The sequence below is a fragment of the Micromonospora sp. R311 genome (genome assembly GCF_056780015.1).
The window spans coordinates 40,090-57,840 of the sequence record NZ_JBSWCE010000030.1; the positions used below are offsets into that span (position 1 = coordinate 40,090).

Annotated in this window: 18 protein-coding genes; 4 read left to right on the forward strand and 14 right to left on the reverse strand. The window is 73.3% G+C overall.

What is annotated here, in order from left to right; all coding sequences use genetic code 11:
• Nucleotides 1-90: 90 nt before the first annotated feature.
• Together AC1WTP_RS24265 and AC1WTP_RS24270 are read left to right on the forward strand one after the other, a co-directional pair.
• Nucleotides 91-954 (forward strand): hypothetical protein, encoded by an 864-nt coding sequence (locus tag AC1WTP_RS24265; RefSeq protein WP_481651567.1) that lies wholly within the window; start codon nt 91-93, stop codon nt 952-954.
• 225 nt (nt 955-1,179) lie between these two features.
• The gene (locus AC1WTP_RS24270) at nt 1,180-2,085 is read left to right on the forward strand and encodes a phytanoyl-CoA dioxygenase family protein (RefSeq protein WP_481651568.1); all 906 of its coding nucleotides are present in this window, start codon (nt 1,180-1,182) and stop codon (nt 2,083-2,085) included.
• A gap of 65 nt (nt 2,086-2,150) precedes the next feature.
• Here the strand turns inward: AC1WTP_RS24270 and AC1WTP_RS24275 are convergent, their stop codons facing one another.
• From AC1WTP_RS24275 to AC1WTP_RS24315, 9 genes are all read right to left on the reverse strand, one after another.
• On the reverse strand, nt 2,151-2,792 hold the full coding sequence (locus AC1WTP_RS24275) for an MOSC domain-containing protein (protein ID WP_481651569.1): 642 nt from the start codon (nt 2,790-2,792) through the stop codon (nt 2,151-2,153).
• 100 nt (nt 2,793-2,892) lie between these two features.
• Complete coding sequence (locus AC1WTP_RS24280) at nt 2,893-3,723, reverse strand: carbohydrate ABC transporter permease (RefSeq protein WP_481651620.1); 831 nt, start codon at nt 3,721-3,723, stop codon at nt 2,893-2,895.
• 23 nt (nt 3,724-3,746) lie between these two features.
• Nucleotides 3,747-4,733 (reverse strand): carbohydrate ABC transporter permease, encoded by a 987-nt coding sequence (locus AC1WTP_RS24285; protein WP_481651570.1) that lies wholly within the window; start codon nt 4,731-4,733, stop codon nt 3,747-3,749.
• Entirely contained in the window at nt 4,730-6,019 is a 1,290-nt protein-coding gene (locus AC1WTP_RS24290; RefSeq protein ID WP_481651571.1) for a sugar ABC transporter substrate-binding protein, read from the reverse strand. Before AC1WTP_RS24290 ends, AC1WTP_RS24285 begins: the two co-directional genes overlap by 4 nt.
• Before the next feature lie 205 nt (nt 6,020-6,224).
• Complete coding sequence (locus AC1WTP_RS24295; RefSeq protein ID WP_481651572.1) at nt 6,225-6,509, reverse strand: GlsB/YeaQ/YmgE family stress response membrane protein; 285 nt, start codon at nt 6,507-6,509, stop codon at nt 6,225-6,227.
• Between the two features lie 243 nt (nt 6,510-6,752).
• On the reverse strand, nt 6,753-7,040 hold the full coding sequence (locus AC1WTP_RS24300) for a GlsB/YeaQ/YmgE family stress response membrane protein (protein ID WP_481651573.1): 288 nt from the start codon (nt 7,038-7,040) through the stop codon (nt 6,753-6,755).
• A 391-nt stretch (nt 7,041-7,431) separates the two neighbouring features.
• A complete protein-coding gene (gene lepA, locus AC1WTP_RS24305) occupies nt 7,432-9,309 on the reverse strand; it encodes a translation elongation factor 4 (RefSeq protein ID WP_481651574.1) in 1,878 nt (625 codons plus the stop codon).
• 135 nt (nt 9,310-9,444) lie between these two features.
• Nucleotides 9,445-9,981, reverse strand: coding sequence for a DUF4240 domain-containing protein (locus AC1WTP_RS24310; RefSeq protein ID WP_481651575.1), 537 nt, complete (start codon nt 9,979-9,981; stop codon nt 9,445-9,447).
• The gene (locus AC1WTP_RS24315; protein ID WP_481651576.1) at nt 9,978-10,592 is read right to left on the reverse strand and encodes a DUF4240 domain-containing protein; all 615 of its coding nucleotides are present in this window, start codon (nt 10,590-10,592) and stop codon (nt 9,978-9,980) included. The genes AC1WTP_RS24310 and AC1WTP_RS24315 overlap by 4 nt, the downstream gene beginning before the upstream one ends.
• A gap of 45 nt (nt 10,593-10,637) precedes the next feature.
• On the opposite strand from AC1WTP_RS24315, the gene AC1WTP_RS24320 reads away from it, so the two are divergent.
• Both AC1WTP_RS24320 and rpsT read left to right on the forward strand, forming a co-directional pair.
• The gene (locus AC1WTP_RS24320) at nt 10,638-11,624 is read left to right on the forward strand and encodes a phosphotransferase family protein (RefSeq protein ID WP_481651577.1); all 987 of its coding nucleotides are present in this window, start codon (nt 10,638-10,640) and stop codon (nt 11,622-11,624) included.
• A gap of 218 nt (nt 11,625-11,842) precedes the next feature.
• A complete protein-coding gene (gene rpsT, locus AC1WTP_RS24325; RefSeq protein ID WP_481651578.1) occupies nt 11,843-12,109 on the forward strand; it encodes a 30S ribosomal protein S20 in 267 nt (88 codons plus the stop codon).
• 216 nt (nt 12,110-12,325) lie between these two features.
• Here rpsT and AC1WTP_RS24330 read toward each other — a convergent pair whose 3' ends face one another.
• The 5 genes from AC1WTP_RS24330 to AC1WTP_RS24350 all read right to left on the reverse strand — a co-directional run bounded on the left by AC1WTP_RS24330 (nt 12,326) and on the right by AC1WTP_RS24350 (nt 17,649).
• On the reverse strand, nt 12,326-12,904 hold the full coding sequence (locus AC1WTP_RS24330) for a hypothetical protein (RefSeq protein WP_481651579.1): 579 nt from the start codon (nt 12,902-12,904) through the stop codon (nt 12,326-12,328).
• The gene (holA, locus tag AC1WTP_RS24335) at nt 12,901-13,881 is read right to left on the reverse strand and encodes a DNA polymerase III subunit delta (protein WP_481651621.1); all 981 of its coding nucleotides are present in this window, start codon (nt 13,879-13,881) and stop codon (nt 12,901-12,903) included. The genes AC1WTP_RS24330 and holA overlap by 4 nt, the downstream gene beginning before the upstream one ends.
• A gap of 124 nt (nt 13,882-14,005) precedes the next feature.
• Nucleotides 14,006-16,348, reverse strand: a complete 2,343-nt coding sequence (locus tag AC1WTP_RS24340; RefSeq protein ID WP_481651622.1) for a ComEC/Rec2 family competence protein — start codon at nt 16,346-16,348, stop codon at nt 14,006-14,008.
• 110 nt (nt 16,349-16,458) lie between these two features.
• Nucleotides 16,459-17,316: a ComEA family DNA-binding protein gene (locus tag AC1WTP_RS24345; protein ID WP_481651580.1), complete on the reverse strand. Its 858-nt coding sequence runs from the start codon at nt 17,314-17,316 to the stop codon at nt 16,459-16,461.
• A 147-nt stretch (nt 17,317-17,463) separates the two neighbouring features.
• Entirely contained in the window at nt 17,464-17,649 is a 186-nt protein-coding gene (locus AC1WTP_RS24350) for a hypothetical protein (protein WP_481651581.1), read from the reverse strand.
• Nucleotides 17,650-17,751: the final 102 nt, after the last annotated feature.

A 17,751-nucleotide genomic window follows, 5' to 3' on the forward strand; every position in this document is an offset into this window, starting at 1 on the left:
GGAGCGCAGCCCGCGGAGCGGGCGCGAACCGGTCGGACGACCCGGGCCGGCCGTTCGGGGACGTACGCTTGTGGGGCTGTCGAACAGGGGGTGTGGGTGCGAACTCGGGCAGTCGTTGCGGGCGGGGTCGTCCTCGTGCTCGTCGCCGTGATCGGGGTCCTGTATGTCGTCCGGCAGTTCGGGCAGGGGCTGCGGTTGCCGCTGGCCAGCCGGACGTGCACGGTGCAGGCCGACGGCGAGGTGGCGCTGGACGCCGACCAGATGGCCAACGCGGCGACGATCGCGGCGATCGGGATCCAGCGGGAGATGCCGGAGCGGGCGGTGGTGGTGGCGCTGGCCACCGCGTACCAGGAGTCCGGCCTGCGCAACCTCGACGGCGGCGACCGCGACTCGATCGGGCTGTTCCAGCAGCGGCCGAGCCAGGGCTGGGGCACCCCGACCCAGATCAGCGACCCCCGGTACGCGGCCAACCGGTTCTACGCGGCGTTGAAGAAGGTGCGCGGCTGGGAGCGGATGCGGGTGACCGACGCGGCGCAGAAGGTGCAGCGGTCGGCGTTCCCCGAGGCCTACCAGAAGTGGGCGGACGAATCCCAGGTGCTCACCCGGGCGCTGCTCGGGCACGCGACCGGGGCGGTCGCCTGCACGGTGAGCCGGGATCCGGCGATGCGCGGCGTGGCCGCGACCACGGCGCTGACCCGCGGCCTGACCCTGGACTGGGGGCTGGCCGCGGCGGTCGCCGCCGACGACCTGACCGGCCTGACCGTGCCCGCCGCCAACCAGCGCGGCGGCTGGCGGTACGCCCACTGGCTGGTCTCCCACGCCGGTGACCACGGGGTCAAGCGGGTGCGCTTCGGCGACCTGGAGTGGACCGCCCGGGACGGCACCTGGAAGCGGGTGACCGACGGCTCCCCCGACCCGTCACGGGTGGTGGCGGAGGTCTTCGCCGAGGGGTGACGGTCCCCGCCCCCGATCTCCTTACCGGCAGTCACCGCACAATCCGGCATTCACCGCGATTGGCGCGAGAATCCGGCGCTATGTATACCCACCGCAGTCGTACCGCTGCCCATGGTCCGGCTCCCGCACCGGACGGCCGGTCGGGCATTCCCGCCCGCCCTTTCACCGCGTTACGATCGGCGGCCTGTGCCAGCAATGGTTTCGCCTCATGGGGAGGGGTACGACGTGGCGTTCGACTACGGCGACCGGACCGGTTACGAACCGATCAGCGACACTGACCGCAAGGAGTTTCACGAGCAGGGCTTCCTCCTGCTGCGGAACGTCCTGACGGAGGACCACCGGGCGGCGCTGGAGGCGGCGGTCGACCGCGTCTACGCCGAGGAGAAGGCCAAGGGCAACACCACCAAGGACGGGACCCTGCACCTGCTGGGCTTCCTGGAGCGCGACGAGCTCTTCGGCGACCTGCTCACCCACCCGATCACCTTCCCGTACATGTGGGGCCTGGCCGGGTGGAACATCTACACCCACCACAACCACCTGGACGTGACCCCGCCGGCGCTGGAGCCGGAGAAGCCGTACTGGGGCTGGCACCAGGACGGGTACCGGCAGAACTCCGACCCGGAGACGATGGACCCGGACCTCCCCCGGCCGATGTTCTCGCTGAAGGTCGCCTACGTGCTCTCCGACCTCTCGGAGAACGGTCGCGGCGCCACCAAGGTCATCCCCGGCAGCCACCTGTGGAACTCGCTGCCCCGCCCGGCCGACACCACCGTGCACAACCCGGACCCGGAGGGCACGGTGGAGATCACCGCCAACCCGGGTGACGCGTTCATCTTCGACCGCCGCCAGTGGCACTCCCGGTCGACCAACCTGTCGACGATCACCCGCAAGATGCTCTTCGTCGGCTACACCTACCGGTGGATCCGCCCGCTGGACGAGCTGCACATCGACAAGGACGGCCCGTGGTGGGCCAACCGCACCCCGGTGCAGCGCCAGCTCTGCGGTGAGGGCACCCACACCGCGAACTACTGGGGCATCAACTGGGACGGCTACATCGACGACGAGATCCCGCTGCGCAAGGAGCTCAAGCAGCGCGACCTGCTCGACCGCAACATCCCCTGGCTGCGCTGACCCGACGCTGAACGGGCCCCTCCCCGCGCGGGGCGGGGCCCGTTCGGGGTTTCCGGAGCCGGCGGTCAGCGGCGGCCGGCCACCCGGCGGCGCGCCTTCTCCCGGATCGACTCCGGCAGGTCCGCGGCGTCCAGCAGCCGGGGCAGCAGATCCGGCTCCAGGTTCAGCGCCCGGAACACCTCGCCGATGGTCACGCCGTGCGCCGGGCGGTCGACCACCTCGACCGGGTCGCCCGCGCCGACCTCGCCCGCCCGCAGCACCCGCAGGTACGCCCCGGGCGTGGCGCGGACGGTGAACCGCTTGATCAGATCCGGCACGCCCCAGAAGCCGGCGAAGGTCGTGCACGGGGTGCGCGGCTTGGTCACCTGGAGCAGCGCCGACCCGATCGCCCACCGCTCGCCGATCACCGCACCGGTCACGTCGACCGCGTAGGTGGTCAGGTTCTCGCCGAAACCGCCGGGGCCGATCGTCCGGCCCAGCTCGCCGGCCCACCAGCCGGCGTCCTCCTCGGCGTAGGCGTAGACGGCCTGGTCGGGCCCGCCGTGGTGGGCCCGCTCGCCGATGAAGTCACCGGCCACCCCGTCCGGGCCGAGCAGCACGGGGCCGTCCGCCGGCCGCTTGTCGATGCCGCTGCGGCCGCTCGGGTCGCCCGCCCACTCCGCCTCGGTCACGATGCCGAGGTTCACCGATGCCAGCCTGCCCGTCATGGCGGCCAGCCTAGCCAGGACCGGCCGGCGGCCGGTATCGAGATCCACCCGGCGGCCCGCCACCGGGCGGCGCCGCGGGGATCGGCACACCGAGGCGCGGTCAGCCCTTCACCGCGCCGGCGACCAGCCCCGAGACCATCCGGCGCTGCACCAGCAGGAAGAAGATGATCACGGGCAGGGTGAACAGCGTGGAGGCAGCCATCACCGGCCCCCAGGCGGTGTCGTCCCGGCCGAAGAAGAAGGTCATCGCGACCGGCAGGGTGTAGCGGTTCTGGTCGTTGATGAAGGTCAGCGCGAAGATCAGCTCGTTCCACGCGGTGATGAAGGAGAAGATGCTGGTCGCCACCAGGCCGGGCGCCACCAGCGGGAAGAGGACCCGGCGGAAGATCTGGGCCCGGCTGGCCCCGTCGATCGCGGCCGCCTCCTCCAGTTCCTTGGGCACCGCGGCGACGAACCCGCGCAGCATCCAGACCGCGAACGGCAGCGAGAAGCCGAGGTAGGTGAGGATCAGGCTGGGCAGGGTGTTGTAGAGCCCGAGCCGCTGGATCATCAGGAACAGCGGGATGACCAGCGCCTCCAGCGGGATCATCTGCACCACCAGCAGCATGATCAGGAAGCTGGTCCGGAGCTTGAACCGGAACCGGGCGACCGCGGTGGCGGCGAGCAGCGCGACCAGGCCGCTGAGCAGCACCGTGGAGATCGCGACCAGCGCGCTGTTGAGGAAGAAGTCGGCGAAGGTCACGCCGGGGATCAGGTTGCCGGTGAGGATCTCCCGGTAGTGCTCCAGGGTCGGCTCGTTCGGCACCGGCCTGGGCGTGCTGGAGAAGATCTCCGAACTCGGCTTCAGCGAGGTGGCGATCATCCAGTAGACCGGGAAGGCCGCGAAGAGCGCCACCAGCAGACCCGCGCCGTTGAGGGCGATCCGCTTCACGCCTGCGCCGCCCGCGCGTCGCGTCACGCGTCCTCCTCCTGCTTGAGCACCATGCGGACGTAGAAGCCGGTCACCACGAGCAGGATCAGGGTGAGGATCACCGCGATCGCCGCGCCCAGGCCGTACTTCGGCGGCGGCGAGAACGCCTCGGCGTACGAGTAGATGGCGAGCATGAACGTCGGCCGGTCCTGGGTGCCGCCGGCGAGCACGAACTGCTGGGTGAAGACCTTGAAGTCCCAGATGGTGGAGAGCACGATCAGGATCCCGAAGACCGGCCGCAACAGCGGGAAGGTGACCTTCCAGAAGACCCGCCACGGCCCGGCCCCGTCGACCCGGGCCGCCTCGTGCAGCTCACTCGGCACGCTCTTCAGCCCGGCCAGCACGCTCACCGCGATGAACGGGAACGAGTGCCAGACAACCACCAGGGTGAGGATCGAGAAGAACAGCAGCGGGGAGTTGAACCAGCCGTAGCCGGTCCAGTCGCTGCGGCCGAAGAGGCTGGTGGAGAGCCCGTCGGGCAGGGCGTTGAACAACCAGGTGACCAGGCCGCTGGTGTCGTCGAAGATCCACTTCCAGACGATCGTGCCGGTCAGCGCCGGGGTGGCCCACGCCAGCATCACGCAACTGGCCACGAAGGCGGCCATCTTCCGGCCCAGCCGGTTGAGCAGCAGGCCGACCAGGGTGCCCAGGATCATCGTCAGCACCACGTTGGCCGCCGCGAAGAGCACCGTGTTGCGCAGCACGGTGAGGAAGAACGGGTCACCGAGGATCTCGGTGTAGTTGCCCAGCCCGATCCACGGCCACTCCCGGTCGCCGCGCAGCTGCCGGACGTTGTTGAGCCGGTAGAAGGACATCACCACGACCTGGCCGAGGGGCCAGAGCAGCAGCACCCCGATGATCACCAGGCAGGGCAGGAGCAGCAGGTAGGGCAGGCGGTCCACCCGGCGGCGCCGCCGCGCGGGGTTCTCCCGCGCGGCGGTCGCCTCCGTCGCCTCGGTCAGCGTGGTCACTTGGCGTTGAGGATGCTTTCCATCTCGGCGGCCGCGTCGGCGGTGGCCTTCTCGACCGTCTTCTGACCCTTCATGACCGAGCTGTTCATCGCCTGGGTCACCGTCTTGGTCCGGCTGACCTCCACCCACTTCGGGGTGAGCGGCGTGAGCTTGGTGTTCTGCATCGCGGTGGCGAACGGCGCCATGATCTTGTCGTTGGCGTACGTGCCACCGCTGACCAGGTCCTGGTAGACCGGGAAGAAGCCCAGGCTGTCGGCGAAGGTCTGGGCGTTCTTCTTGTTCAGCAGCACGGTCAGGTAGTCCCAGGCCAGGTCCTGCCGCTCGCTGTCCTTCCAGATGGCGACGTCGGAGCCCCCGGCGAAGGCGGGCGCCGGCTTGCCGTCCGGACCGGGGATCGGGAACGTGCCCCAGACCTTCTCGATCTCGGGGTTGTCCTTCTTGATGGCGCCCTGCTGCCAGCTACCACCGAAGGCCATCGCCGCCTTGCCGGTGGCGAACTGGGTGCGGGCGTCGATCTCGTTCCAGCCGGCGGCGGCCGGCGGGGCCACCTTGTGCACGGTCACCAGGTCGGTCCAGAACTTGACCGCCTTCTGCGCCTCCGGCGTGGTGTAACCGGACTTCCAGGTGCCGCCCTGGTTGGTGGCGATCTCGGCGCCGGCGCCCCAGAGGAACGAGTAGAAGGGCAGCTCCGAGTTGCCCGGCAGGGCGATGCCGTAGGTGCCGGGCTTCTTGGCCTGCACCGTCTTGGCGGCGTTGACCAGCTCGTCCCAGTTGGTCGGCGGCTGCACGCCGGCCTCGGCGAACCAGTCGGTGCGGTAGTAGATGCCCCGCACGCCGGCGTACCACGGCACGCCGTACTGCTTGCCGTCGAGCTGCGCGTTCTGCACCAGGTCCGGCAGGATGTCCTTGCCGTCGGCCCAGCCGCCCATCCGGCTGGAGACGTCGGCGAGCGCCTCCTGCGCGGCCCAGCCCTGCGTCTCGGTGTTGCCCAGTTCGGTGATGTCCGGGCCCTCACCGCCGGCGAGCGCCGCCTGGAACTTCTTCGGCGCCTCCAGCCAGGGGATGTACTGGACCACCACGTCGGTGTCCGGGTGCTTCTGCCGGAACTCGGTCTCGACGCCGTCGAGGAACTTGGTCTGCGCCTCGCTGCCCTCGCCCATCATCCAGACCGTCAGCTTGCTGTTGTCGGCGGCTCCGTCGTCGTCCGAGCCGCCGCAGCCGGCGAGCACCATCGCGGCCGAGGCCACGACGGCGGTGACCGGAGCCAGCCGCTTCCACCTGTTCACGCCACTTCTCCCTCGCGCCGTCTGGCATTAACCTTCTCCGCCGCACCTTAGTAGGAAAAATTCCTTTACGACAGTGGACGCTCGGCGGAAGCGAGGCGACCGTATCGCAGCGCCGGGCCGGGGGACATCCTGCGACGGGGCGAATCAGGGCGTACGCAGACGAACGGGCGCCCGGCCTGCCGGCCGGGCGCCCGTCGTTGCGGAATTACCGGTGGGTGACCCCCCGGCGGCGACCGGCCCCGGCCACCAGGGCCACGGCGACGGCCGCCAGCAGGACCTGCAGCAGCAGCTCACGCCAGTCCAGTCCGGCGGTTTCGGCGAAGCCCGAGGCGCGGGCGATCACCGTGCCCAGCAGCGCGGCGCCCACGCCGATCAGCATGTGCAGCCAGATCGGCATGTTCTGGCGGCCCGGCACGACCAGCCGGCCCAGAGCGCCGACGATCAGACCAACGATGAGCGCAGTGATGATGCCCCAAACGGTCAGCTCCACGGTCGCCCTCCTTCAATGGATGTCTGTGACGATGGGTGATGTTCGTGTCGCGCCCCCTGATTGCCCGATGCGCCAGAAACCCAAACCGACTTGGGGTGACAATCCGCCCCGAGCGACGCCAGACCGGGAGGTTCCACCGCGCCCGCCGTGGCCGGCCCCGCTGCCGGCGCCACCCGGGCCCCGCACGTGGACGGGCGCCCGACCTGGTGGTCGGGCGCCCGTCGGGTTCAGGCGGTACGGGAATTACCGGTGGGTGACGCTGCGGCGTCGGCCAACGCCGGCCACCAGGGCCACGGCGATGGCGGCCAGCACCACCTGGACGAGCAGCTCGCCCCAGTCGATGCCGGCGGTCTCGGTGGCGATGCCCACGGCCCGGGCGAGCACCGTGCCGAGCAGCGCGGCGCCCACGCCGATCAGCATGTGCAGCCAGATCGGCATGTTCTGGCGGCCCGGCACGACCAGGCGGCCCAGAGCGCCGACGATCAGACCAACGATGAGCGCAGTGATGATGCCCCAAACGGTCAGCTCCACGGTCGCCCCTCCTTTGCAGAATGTCTGTCACACGGTGTGTGCTTCCTGTCGTGACCGCTAAATTCCCGACCGGTCGATTCGCCAAACCGACGCAGTCCCCGCCGACCTCGTCCGCGGCCGATGCCCGGCGCTGGGTCGAATTCGCGCCGGAGGCCGTCGGCGCAGGTCACAGCGGCTCCGGCACGGTGATTCCGGCCGATGCCGGGCGCCGGAAAATACCTTCGACCGCCCCGCCGGACCGGCAAGCGTCCTTCGCCGGACGGCGGGCGCCGGCCACGCCGGCGACCCGACACGACAACGGCCGGCGCCCCGGGTCGGGCCGGACCGCGTGGTCCCTGCCCGGCCGGGGCGCCGGCCGTCGTACGTCAGCCGCCGGTCGACCGGCGGTGGCTCACTTCTTGCCGGGGGCCTTGCCGTCACCGGAGTCGGAGGAGAGCGCGGCGATGAAGGCCTCCTGGGGGACCTCCACCCGGCCCACCATCTTCATCCGCTTCTTGCCTTCCTTCTGCTTCTCCAGCAGCTTGCGCTTACGGCTGATGTCACCGCCGTAGCACTTGGCGAGCACGTCCTTGCGGATCGCCCGGATCGTCTCCCGGGCGATCACCCGGCTGCCGATCGCGGCCTGGATCGGCACCTCGAACTGCTGGCGCGGGATCAGGTTGCGCAGCTTGGCCGCGATGCTGGTCCCGTAGGTGTAGGCCTTGTCCTTGTGCACGATCGCGCTGAACGCGTCGACCGGCTCGCCGTGCAGCAGGATGTCGACCTTCACCAGGTCGGACGACTGCTCGCCGGAGGGCTCGTAGTCCAGCGAGGCATAGCCCTTGGTGCGGCTCTTCAACTGGTCGAAGAAGTCGAAGATGATCTCGGCCAGGGGCAGGGTGTAGCGCAGTTCCACCCGGTCGGCGGAGAGGTAGTCCATGCCGAGCAGGTTGCCCCGGCGGCCCTGGCAGAGCTCCATCACCGCGCCGACGTAGTCGTTGGGGGTGAGCACGGTGGCCCGCACCGTCGGCTCGTACACCTCGGCGATCTTGCCGGTCGGGTACTCGCTCGGGTTGGTCACCACCACCTCCTCGCCGTCCTCCTGGAGGGCGCGGTAGACCACGTTCGGCGCGGTGGAGATGAGGTCGAGGTTGAACTCCCGCTCCAGCCGCTCCCGGATGATCTCCAGGTGCAGCAGGCCGAGGAAGCCGCAGCGGAAGCCGAAGCCGAGCGCCCCGGAGGTCTCCGGCTCGTAGGTGAGCGCGGCGTCGTTGAGCTTGAGCTTGTCGAGCGCGTCGCGCAGGTTCGGGTAGTCCGAGCCGTCGATCGGGTAGAGGCCCGAGTAGACCATCGGCTTCGGGTCCTTGTAGCCGCCGAGCGCCTCGGTGGCCGGGCGGGAGTTGATGGTGACCGTGTCACCGACCCGGGACTGGCGGACGTCCTTCACGCCGGTGATCAGGTAGCCCACCTCGCCGACGCCGAGGGCGTCGGCCTTGACCATCTCCGGCGAGATGACCCCGATCTCCAGCAGCTCGTGCACCGCGCCGGTGGACATCATCTTGATCCGGTCCCGGGCGCTGATGTGCCCGTCGATCACCCGGACGTAGGTGACCACGCCCCGGTAGACGTCGTAGACCGAGTCGAAGATCATCGCCCGGGCGGGCGCCGCGGCGTCGCCGACCGGCGGCTGGAACTGCCGGACGATCTCGTCGAGCAGGTACGGCACACCCTCGCCGGTCTTGCCGGAGACCTTGATGCAGTCGGCCGGGTCGCCGCCGATCAGGTGGGCCAGTTCCTCGGCGTACTTCTCCGGCTGGGCGGCCGGCAGGTCGATCTTGTTGAGCACCGGGATGACGTGCAGGTCGTTCTCGAGCGCCAGGTAGAGGTTGGCCAGGGTCTGCGCCTCGATGCCCTGCGCGGCGTCGACCAGCAGGATGGCGCCCTCGCAGGCGGCCAGCGAGCGGGACACCTCGTAGGTGAAGTCGACGTGGCCCGGGGTGTCGATCATGTTGAGCACGGCCTGCTCGCCGGCCCGCTCGCCCTCCCGGATGGTCCACGGCATCCGAACGGCCTGGCTCTTGATGGTGATGCCGCGCTCGCGCTCGATGTCCATCCGGTCGAGGTACTGGGCACGCATCTGCCGGGGGTCGACCACGCCGGTGAGCTGCAACATCCGGTCGGCCAGGGTCGACTTCCCGTGGTCGATGTGAGCGATGATGCAGAAGTTCCTGATGCGCGCCGGGTCGGTGGCACCAGGAGCGTTCGCGCCGGAATCGAGCGTCGGTGGCACAGCTGTCCGTTCTGGTCGGCTGACGTTGAGCAGGCCGGCGCGACGCCGGCCCCCTCTATGCTCCCACGTCGCCGCCGTGCTCCCGCTGCGCGGGCGATCCCCGGCGCCGACCTGGTGCCGTCAGCCGCGCCGGCGTCACTCGGCGGGCGGTTCGACGAAGAGCGCGGCGAGCTTCGGCAGCCGGCGGCGGGCCTCCTCCTCGTCGTCGAAGTCCCAGAAGTCGTTGAGGTCGGGCACCGGGACCGGGTCGCGGTCGGCCGGCAGGTCGGTCGCGGTCGCCTTCCGGTAGGCGTCCCAGGGCACCGTGAGCATCTCCTCGCACTCGAACTCCTCGCCGCTGAGCGAGGCGGCCCGCACCTGCGGCAGCTCGGCCAGCGAGTCGGCGTCGGCGACGGCCCGGGCGAAGACCGCCCGCCCCTGCGTCATCAACCAGCCCCGGAAGTACTCGAAGCCGTCGTCCGAGGCGCCCCCGTTGATCAGGTAGGCCGCGCCCCAGAGGTCCACCCGGTAGGACGCGGCGAGCACCCGCTGCTGATGGCGGGCATAGCCGACGATGTCGGCCGGCTCGTGCTCGGCGAGCAGCGCCACGGCCCGGGCGGCGACCGCTCCCGGCTCGCCTCCGCCGCCGGCCCGGGCCTGGTCGATCAACTGCCAGAAGTCGTCGGTCCTCATGGCCTGGCAGTCTCCCAGACCGACCAGGGCCGCCGGTCGGGCAGCGGGAACAGCTCGACCAGCCGCGGGAAGCGCCGGGTGAGCTCCTCGGGGTCCGCCAGCTCCCATTCCGGGTCCTGCGGGTCGGGGGACATGCTCACGTCCCTCCCCCGGGCCGCCAGTGCCCCCTCCAGCCCGTCCTCGTCGCCGGTGATCCGCGCGTACGCCCGCTCGGCGACGTAGTCGAGCGCCTCCCAGTCGGGCCACTCGTCGTCGGCCCAGTCACGGTTGGGCCGGCCGGCGAGCCGGCGCACCTGCGGCACGTCGGCGAGCGCGTCCGGGTCGGCGACCACCCGCTCGAACGCCTCCCGCCCCAGCCCGACCAGCCAGGCCTGGAAGTAGTGGAAGCCGTCGTCGGAGCAGAGCCCGCCGCAGATGTGCAGCGCGGCGCCCCACATCGACCAGGTGTCCACCCGGGCGCGGGCCTCGTCGAGCCGGAGCGCGAAATCGACCACGTCGTCGGTGGGCCGCTCGGCCAGGCGGTCGGTGAGCCAGGCCAGCCGGGCGTCCGGGTCGGCGGTGGCGGTGGCGGACGCCTCGATCAGCGCCCAGAAGTCGTCGGTGGCGATCACCGGCGCAGTATCGCGGGGCGGTACGACACGCGGCAGCATGGAGGCGTGCCCCCGCCGTCGCTGCCACCGGTGCCGTACCACGCGACGGCGCTGCGGCCGGGCTGGGCCGACCTGCCCGCCGGGCTGCGGACGGCGCTCGCCGACCGGCTCGGCGCGCCGGTGGTCGCGGTGGAGGTCGCCGGCGCCGGCTTCACCCGCGGCTTCGCCGCCGTGCTCGGCACCGCCGACGGCGGCCGGGCCTTCGTCAAGGCCGCGCCCGCCGCCGGGCAACCGCAGCTGGTCGACTGGTACGCGCGGGAGGCGGCGATCCTCGACCGGCTGCCCGCCGGCCTGCCGGTGCCCCGCCCCCGCTGGACCCTGCGCGCGGCCGGCTGGTTCGCCGTCGGCCAGGAGGCGATTGCCGGCCGTACGCCCCGGTTGCCCTGGGACCCGGCCGAGCTGGCCGCCACCCTCGCCGGGTACGCCCGGCTCGCCGCCGCCCTGGCCGACCCGCCGCCCGAACTGGTCGCCCTGGGGCTGCCCCGGCTCGCCGACCTGGCCCGGGAGGACATCCTCTGGTGGGGCGAGGTGGCCGCCGGGCGCGAGCCGGCACCACCGCTGCCCGCCCCGGTCCGGGACCGGCTGCCCGAGCTGGTCGCCCTGGAGTCCCGCCTCCCCCGCTACGCCGCCGCCGGCACCGGGCTGATCCACGGCGACCTGCGGCTGGACAACGTGCTCGTCGACGCCGACGGCCGGGCCTGGTTCTGCGACTGGACCTGGCTCTGCCACGGGCCGGCCTGGTTCGACCTGGCCGGCCTGCTGATCACCGCGTACGCCAGCGGGCTGGACGCCGACGGCCTCTTCGCCGGGCACCCGGGCGCCGCCGGCGCTCCCGCGGACGTGCTGGACGTCACCCTGGCCGCGCTGGCCGGCTACTTCCTCACCACCGCCGGGTCGGCGCCGCCGACCGCCTCGGCGCACCTGCGGGCGCACCAGCGGTGGAGCGGCGAGCAGGCGCTCGACTGGCTCGCCCGCCGGCGGGGCTGGGCGTGACCCGGCGGTCTCCGCGGTGTCCGGCAGAGCCGAGCCCGGCCGGGGTGGTGGCGGAGACGCGCTGGGGCCGGCCGCCCGGCGCCCCGTCCGGGCACCGCGGACCCGGCCGTTTTGGCTCGTCCCGGGCGACCTGGTAACCTGGCTCTTCGCGCAGCGATGACGCATGCTCGTCGCGCGCGGAAGCAGACCAACCCGAGCTATCAAGACGAGGCTGTCGCGTGGCGAACATCAAGTCCCAGATCAAGCGCAACCGGCAGAACGAGAAGCGCCGGCTGCGTAACAAGTCGGTCAAGTCGTCGCTGAAGACCGCCATCCGGAAGTTCCACGAGGCCGCCGAGGCCGGCGACGTGGAGAAGGCCACCGTCCTGATGCGCGACGCTACGCGCAAGCTGGACAAGGCGGCCAGCAAGGGCGTGATCCACTCCAACCAGGCCGCGAACCGCAAGTCCGCGATCGCCAAGCGCGTGGTGTCGCTCTCCGCCTGATCCGGCGGACCCAGACCTGACCGGAAGCCCCGGGCGCTGCCCGGGGCTTCCGTCTGTGTGTCCCCTGGGCTCGGCACCCGGCAGGTCCACGCCGTCGACGGCGTGCGCGTGCACCCGCGCCCACCTCCACACCGGCGCCCAGGTGGCGGCTCTGTCGAGTGCGCCCGGTTGACACCTACCGCAACCGGCGTCCGGTGACGGCTGCGGCCAGCGGCGTCAGGTCGGCGGAGTCGGGCGGCCGGTGGACGAGTCGGGGCCGATCCCGGGTCGGCCCGGCGCCGGGTGCTCCGACCCGCGACCGCCCGCCGGCCCGCTTCCGCCCGGCGCCCCCGGGGCCGACTCGGCGCCACCCGACCGGGCGGAGCCACCCGACCCGTTCCGGGCGGGCTGAGCAGGCGTCGTGCGCACCGGCTCGGACGTGATGACCACGCCGGGCACGCTGTGCGTGATCCATTCGACCTGCGCCCGGCCGACCACCGGCTCCATCTGCCGCCGGAACCGCTCCCGCTCCTGCTCGGGCACCGCCGCCGCGGACCGGACGACCAGCGCCGCCACCATGTCGTTGAGCTTCACCATCACCGCCACCGCGGCCGGCAGGACCAGCACCGCCCACCAGGTCACCAGCTCGGCGAGGGCGAGCAGCGCGGCCAGCGCGACGACGCCCTCGAAGAAGAGGAAGCAGAGCACCCCGCCGGGATTGACGAAGCGCAGGCCGAGGATCCGGGCGTAGAGCGGCCGGTACCGCTCCTCGTCGGCCGGGATCGTCGCCCACGAGCCGTGGCCCGCTCCGCTCACCGGGCGCCACCCTGCCGGGCGGCCGCGACCGAGAAGACGGCCCGCTCCAGGGCGTATGCCCGGTCGTCCGCGCCGCCCTTGACGGCGGCGTTGCACTCGGCGGCGGCCTGCATCGCCCGGACCAGGCCCTCGGGCGTCCAGCCGCGACCCTGCCGCTGGGCCCGCTCGATCTTCCACGCCGGCATGCCGAGGCTGCTGGCCAGCTGGTAGGGGCTGCCCCGGCCGGCGGACGCGACCCGGGCCACGGTGCGGACGCCGTCGGCGATCGCGTCGGCGATCGGCACCGGGTCCACCCCGACGTGCAGGGCCCAGCGCAACGCCTCCAGCGCGGCCGGGACGTCGCCGACCATGGTGGCGTCGGCCACCGTGAAGCCGGTCACCTCGACCCGCCCCCGGTAGTAGCGCGCCACCGTGTCGGCACCGATCCGGCCGTCGGTGTCGGCCATCAGCTGGGAGCAGGCCGCCGCCAGCTCGCGCAGGTCGTTGCCGACCGCAGCGATGAGCGCCTCGGCGGCGTCCTCGGTGCACTTGCCGCCGGCCCGGCGGATCTCGTCACGTACGAACGCCACCCGGTCGCGGTGCCCCTTGAGCTTGGCCGCCGGCACGACCGTCGCGCCCGCCGCCTTGAGCCCGTCGGCGAACGCCCTGCCCTTGGCGGCGCCGAGGTGCAGCACGACCAGCTGGACGTCCGGGTCGGGGTTCTTCGCGTACGCCAGCAGGGCGGCGACCAGGTCCTTGCGGGCGTCCTGACCGGACCGGAGCACCAGCACCCGCCGGCCGCCGAAGAGCGAGGGGCTGAGCATCTCGGCGATCTCGCCGACGGTGAGCGCACCCGCCTGGTACTCCCGAACGTCCACGTCCGGGTCCACACTGCGGGCCCGGGCGACGGTTTCGGTCACCGCGCGCGTGGCGAGCAGCTCTTCGTCGCCGAGGACGAGCAGAATGGGAGCGAGGTTGGCGGCGGTCACGCCGCCCATATTCGCACGGCGTGCGACCGGATCCAGCCTGGTCATCGGTACTCCGCTCACGGAGCCCGCACTCAGCGCAAATCCAGACATTTACGTTGGTTCATCGTTAATCGTTAGAATCGGCGTCGATCCGTCAGCGCTGCCGGCCGGGATCGACGCCCCGGGTCACCACCGCCAGGCCGGACCGCCCGACCACCGCCGCCACGTCGCCGTCGGTGTCGGTGCGCAGCACCCGCGCTCCGCCCCGGGCCAGCCGGTCCAGCAGCCCCGGGTTCGGGTGCCCGTAGTCGTTGTCGACGCCCACGCACACCAGCGCGACGGCGGGACGGACCGCGGCCAGGAAGTCCGGATCCTGGTAGGCCGAGCCGTGGTGGGCCACCTTCAGCACCTCCGCCCGCAGTTCACCCGCCGGTACGCCCGCCAGCAGCGCCCGCTGCTGCTCGACCTCCGCGTCGCCGGTGAGCAGGATCCGCACGCCGGAGACCACGGCCCGCAGCACCAGCGAGTTGTTGTTCGGGTCGGACCGGGTGCCGCGCAGGGGGTGGGGCGGACCGAGGGCGGCCAACTCGACCGCGCCCAGCCGGTGGCGCCAGCCGGGCGGGGCGGTCAACAGCTCGGCGGCCCGGGTCACCGCCTCGACGCGCACCAGCTCCCGACCGGTCACCGGCTCGGGCCACCGCGGAGCGAGCACGGCGTCGACCCGCCGCCCCCGGAACACCCCGGCGACACCGCCGACGTGGTCGACGTGGAAGTGGCTGATCACCAGCAGCGGCACCTCCCGGACGCCCAGCCGGCGCAGGCAGGCGTCGACCGCCGCCGGCTCCGGGCCGGCGTCGACCACCACCGCCCGCCCGGCGCTCACCGGCAGCACGACCGCGTCCCCCTGACCGACGGCGCAGGCGGCCACCACCCAGCCCGCCGGCGGCCAGCCGTCCGCCACCAGCCGGACCGGCAGCGCGCCGAGCACGACCGCGACGCCGACCACCGCCACCAGCCGGCGCACCGGCGGCCGGCGGGTCGCCACCAGCAGCGCCCCGGTCAGGCCCGCCAGCAACAGCGCCCCCGGCACACCGCCGGGCCAGGGCACCGTGCCGGCGGGCAGTTGCGCCCCGTACCGGGCGACGGTGACCAGCCACCAGGCCGGCCAGCTGGCCAGCCAGGCGGCGAACTCGGCCCCGGCCGGCCAGACCGGCGACACCGCCGCCGCGAGGACGCCGAGCACGGTGGCCGGGGCGATCGCCGGGACCGCCAGCAGGTTGGCCGGCACCGCGACCAGGCTCACCGTGCCGGAGATCCCGGCGACCACCGGGGCGCAGGCGAGCTGCGCGGCGGCCGGCACCGCCAGCGCCTCGGCCAGCCCCGGCGGCACCCCGCGGCGGCGCAGCCCGTCGCGCCACCGCGGGGCGAGCAGCAGCAGGCCCCCGGTGGCCAGCACGGAGAGCGCGAAGCCGGCGTCGCCGGCCAGCTCCGGGTCGAGCAGCACCAGCGCCGTCACCGCGGCGGCCAGGGCCGGCAGCGCGGCCCGGGGCCGGCCGGCGGCCAGCGCGACCAGCCCGATCGCGCCCATGGTGGCCGCCCGCACCACGCTCGGCGACGGGCGGACCAGGATGACGAAGCCCACCAGCGCCACGGCGCACAGCCCCGCGGCCAGCCACGGCCCGGCCCGCGCCCAGCGGGCGAGCAGCAGCACCGCTCCGACGACGATGGCCACGTTGGAGCCGGAGACCGCGTTCAGGTGGGTCATGCCGGTGGCCAGGAAGTCCTCCTCCACGGTGGCGGGCAGCCGACTGGTGTCCCCGACCACCAGGCCGGGCAGCAGGCCGCCCTGCTCGTCCGGCAGCGGCTCGCAGGCCCGTTGCAGGCCGGCCCGGAGCTGGCCGGCGGCCCGCTGGGACGACGGCGCCGGCCCGTGCCGCGCCGGCGGTCCGGTCGCGGCGAGCACCGCGGCGGTGAGGTCCCCACCGCGCGGCGCGGCCAGCCGCCCCTCGGCGGTCAGCCGCTGTCCGGGCAGCAACCCCCGCCATCCCGGGTCGCCGGCCAGGACGAGCACCCGTACCGGGGCGGCCACCCGTCGCCCGTCCGGGCCGGTGAGCTGGACCAGCTCGGCCGCCACCAGCAGCATCGCCGGGCGGCCGGCACCGCCACGGATCGGCCGGGGATCGTCGCGGACGACCAGCTCCGCGCTGACCCGGGCCCGCTCCTCGACCAGGGCGCGGACCGGCCCGGCGTCCCGGACGGCCAGCCGGGCGGCGGTGGCACTGGCACCGCACACCACGCCGAGCAGGACGGCGACGGCGATCCAGCCGTACCGCTGGGCCGGGGCGGACGGCCGACCGAGGATGCCGAGCAGGCGCAGGGCACCGAGCGCGGCCAGCCCGGCCGCCACGGCGGCGACCAGGAGCGTGGTCGCGGCGGCGAGGTGCAGCCCGGCCAGCGCGGCGAGCCAGGCGGCCACCGCCAGCCCGGCCAGCCGCAGGTCCGGCCCCTCCGTCCGGGGCGGACCCGCCGCCCGGGCCGAGCGGGGTGCGACGGCGGGTGTGCCGGATCGCCCGGCCCCGGTGGCGCGAGCGGGCGGCTGTCGGGCGCTCACACCGTCACCAGGTCCTTGAGCTGCTCGTACCGGGCGTCGCCGATGCCGTCCACCTGGCGCAGGTCGCCGACGGACCGGAAACCGCCGTGCTGTTCGCGATGGTCGAGGATCCGCTGGGCGAGCACCGGGCCGACTCCCGGCAGGGCGTCGAGCTGCGCCAGCGTCGCGGTGTTGAGATTGACCCGGCCACCCGCGCCGGGGGCCGCGCCAGGACCGCCGGCCGGCGCCCCGGCCGCGCCCGGCACGTTCGCCGGTGTCGGTACGCCGACCAGGATCAGCTCGCCGTCGGTGACCTTGCGGGCCGGGTTGAGCAGCGCCACGTCCACACCGGGCAGCGCCCCGCCGGCCGCCTGGACAACATCGGCCACCCGGGCGCCGGCCGGCACCCGCACCAGCCCCGGCCGGCGTACCTTGCCCGCCACGGCCACCACCAGCTCGCCCGGCGGCGACGCCGCCGGATCGGCGAATGACGTGCTGAGCGGCCCAGCCGGCGGGGCGGTCGCCACCGGCGCGACCGGCTCGGCCCGCGGGCGGGACCGCCAGGCCCAGAGGCCGGCGCCGAGCACCACCAGCACGGCGACGACGGCCAGCACCCGCACGCCCCGCCGCCCGGGGTCGAACACGCCCGGGCCGGGCAGCCGGGTAGGCGGAAGGTCACCGCCGTCCAGGCCGACCGTGGCCGGCTCGGAGGCGACAACGGTGGTGGCAGTCGGCGGCGGACCGGTCCCGGGGGCCGGGGTGGCAGCGGCCGGCGGCCCGGGAGGAACCGGCAGCTCCGCGTCGCCGGCCGGCACCACGCCGGGCAGCAGGCGCCGCAGGCGCTGCCGGACCACCGTCTCCTCGTCGTTGGACACGGCGCGAGGTTAGGCAGCCCCGGCCGGCTCCGAACGCCCGTGCGCGCCCGGCTGTGGACAGGTATCGCCTCTGTGGACAACGCCCTGATCATGCGGAGATGTGCTAGCCCGATCGGGCGAGGCGTGCTGCGGCAGTGCCTCGGCAGGTCATCCGAGCAGCTGGTCACGCACGTCGGCCAGGACGGTCTGGGCCCATTCGAGCTGCGGGCACCCGTCCTCCGTGCACTGCCAGCAGCCCGCGGGCTGCCAGGGGTTCGGCGAGCGGGTCCAGTGCATGTCCATCGTCCGGTTGGCGGCCCAGACCAGCTCGGCCAGCGTCACCGGTTCATCCATCGACACGGCTGCCCCCGAACCGCTGGAAGCGCCCAGCCGCGGAGGCCGAGTAGTAGACGCCCGGTGTCCGCTCGTTCCGGGGCGTCCGGGTAACCGATATCG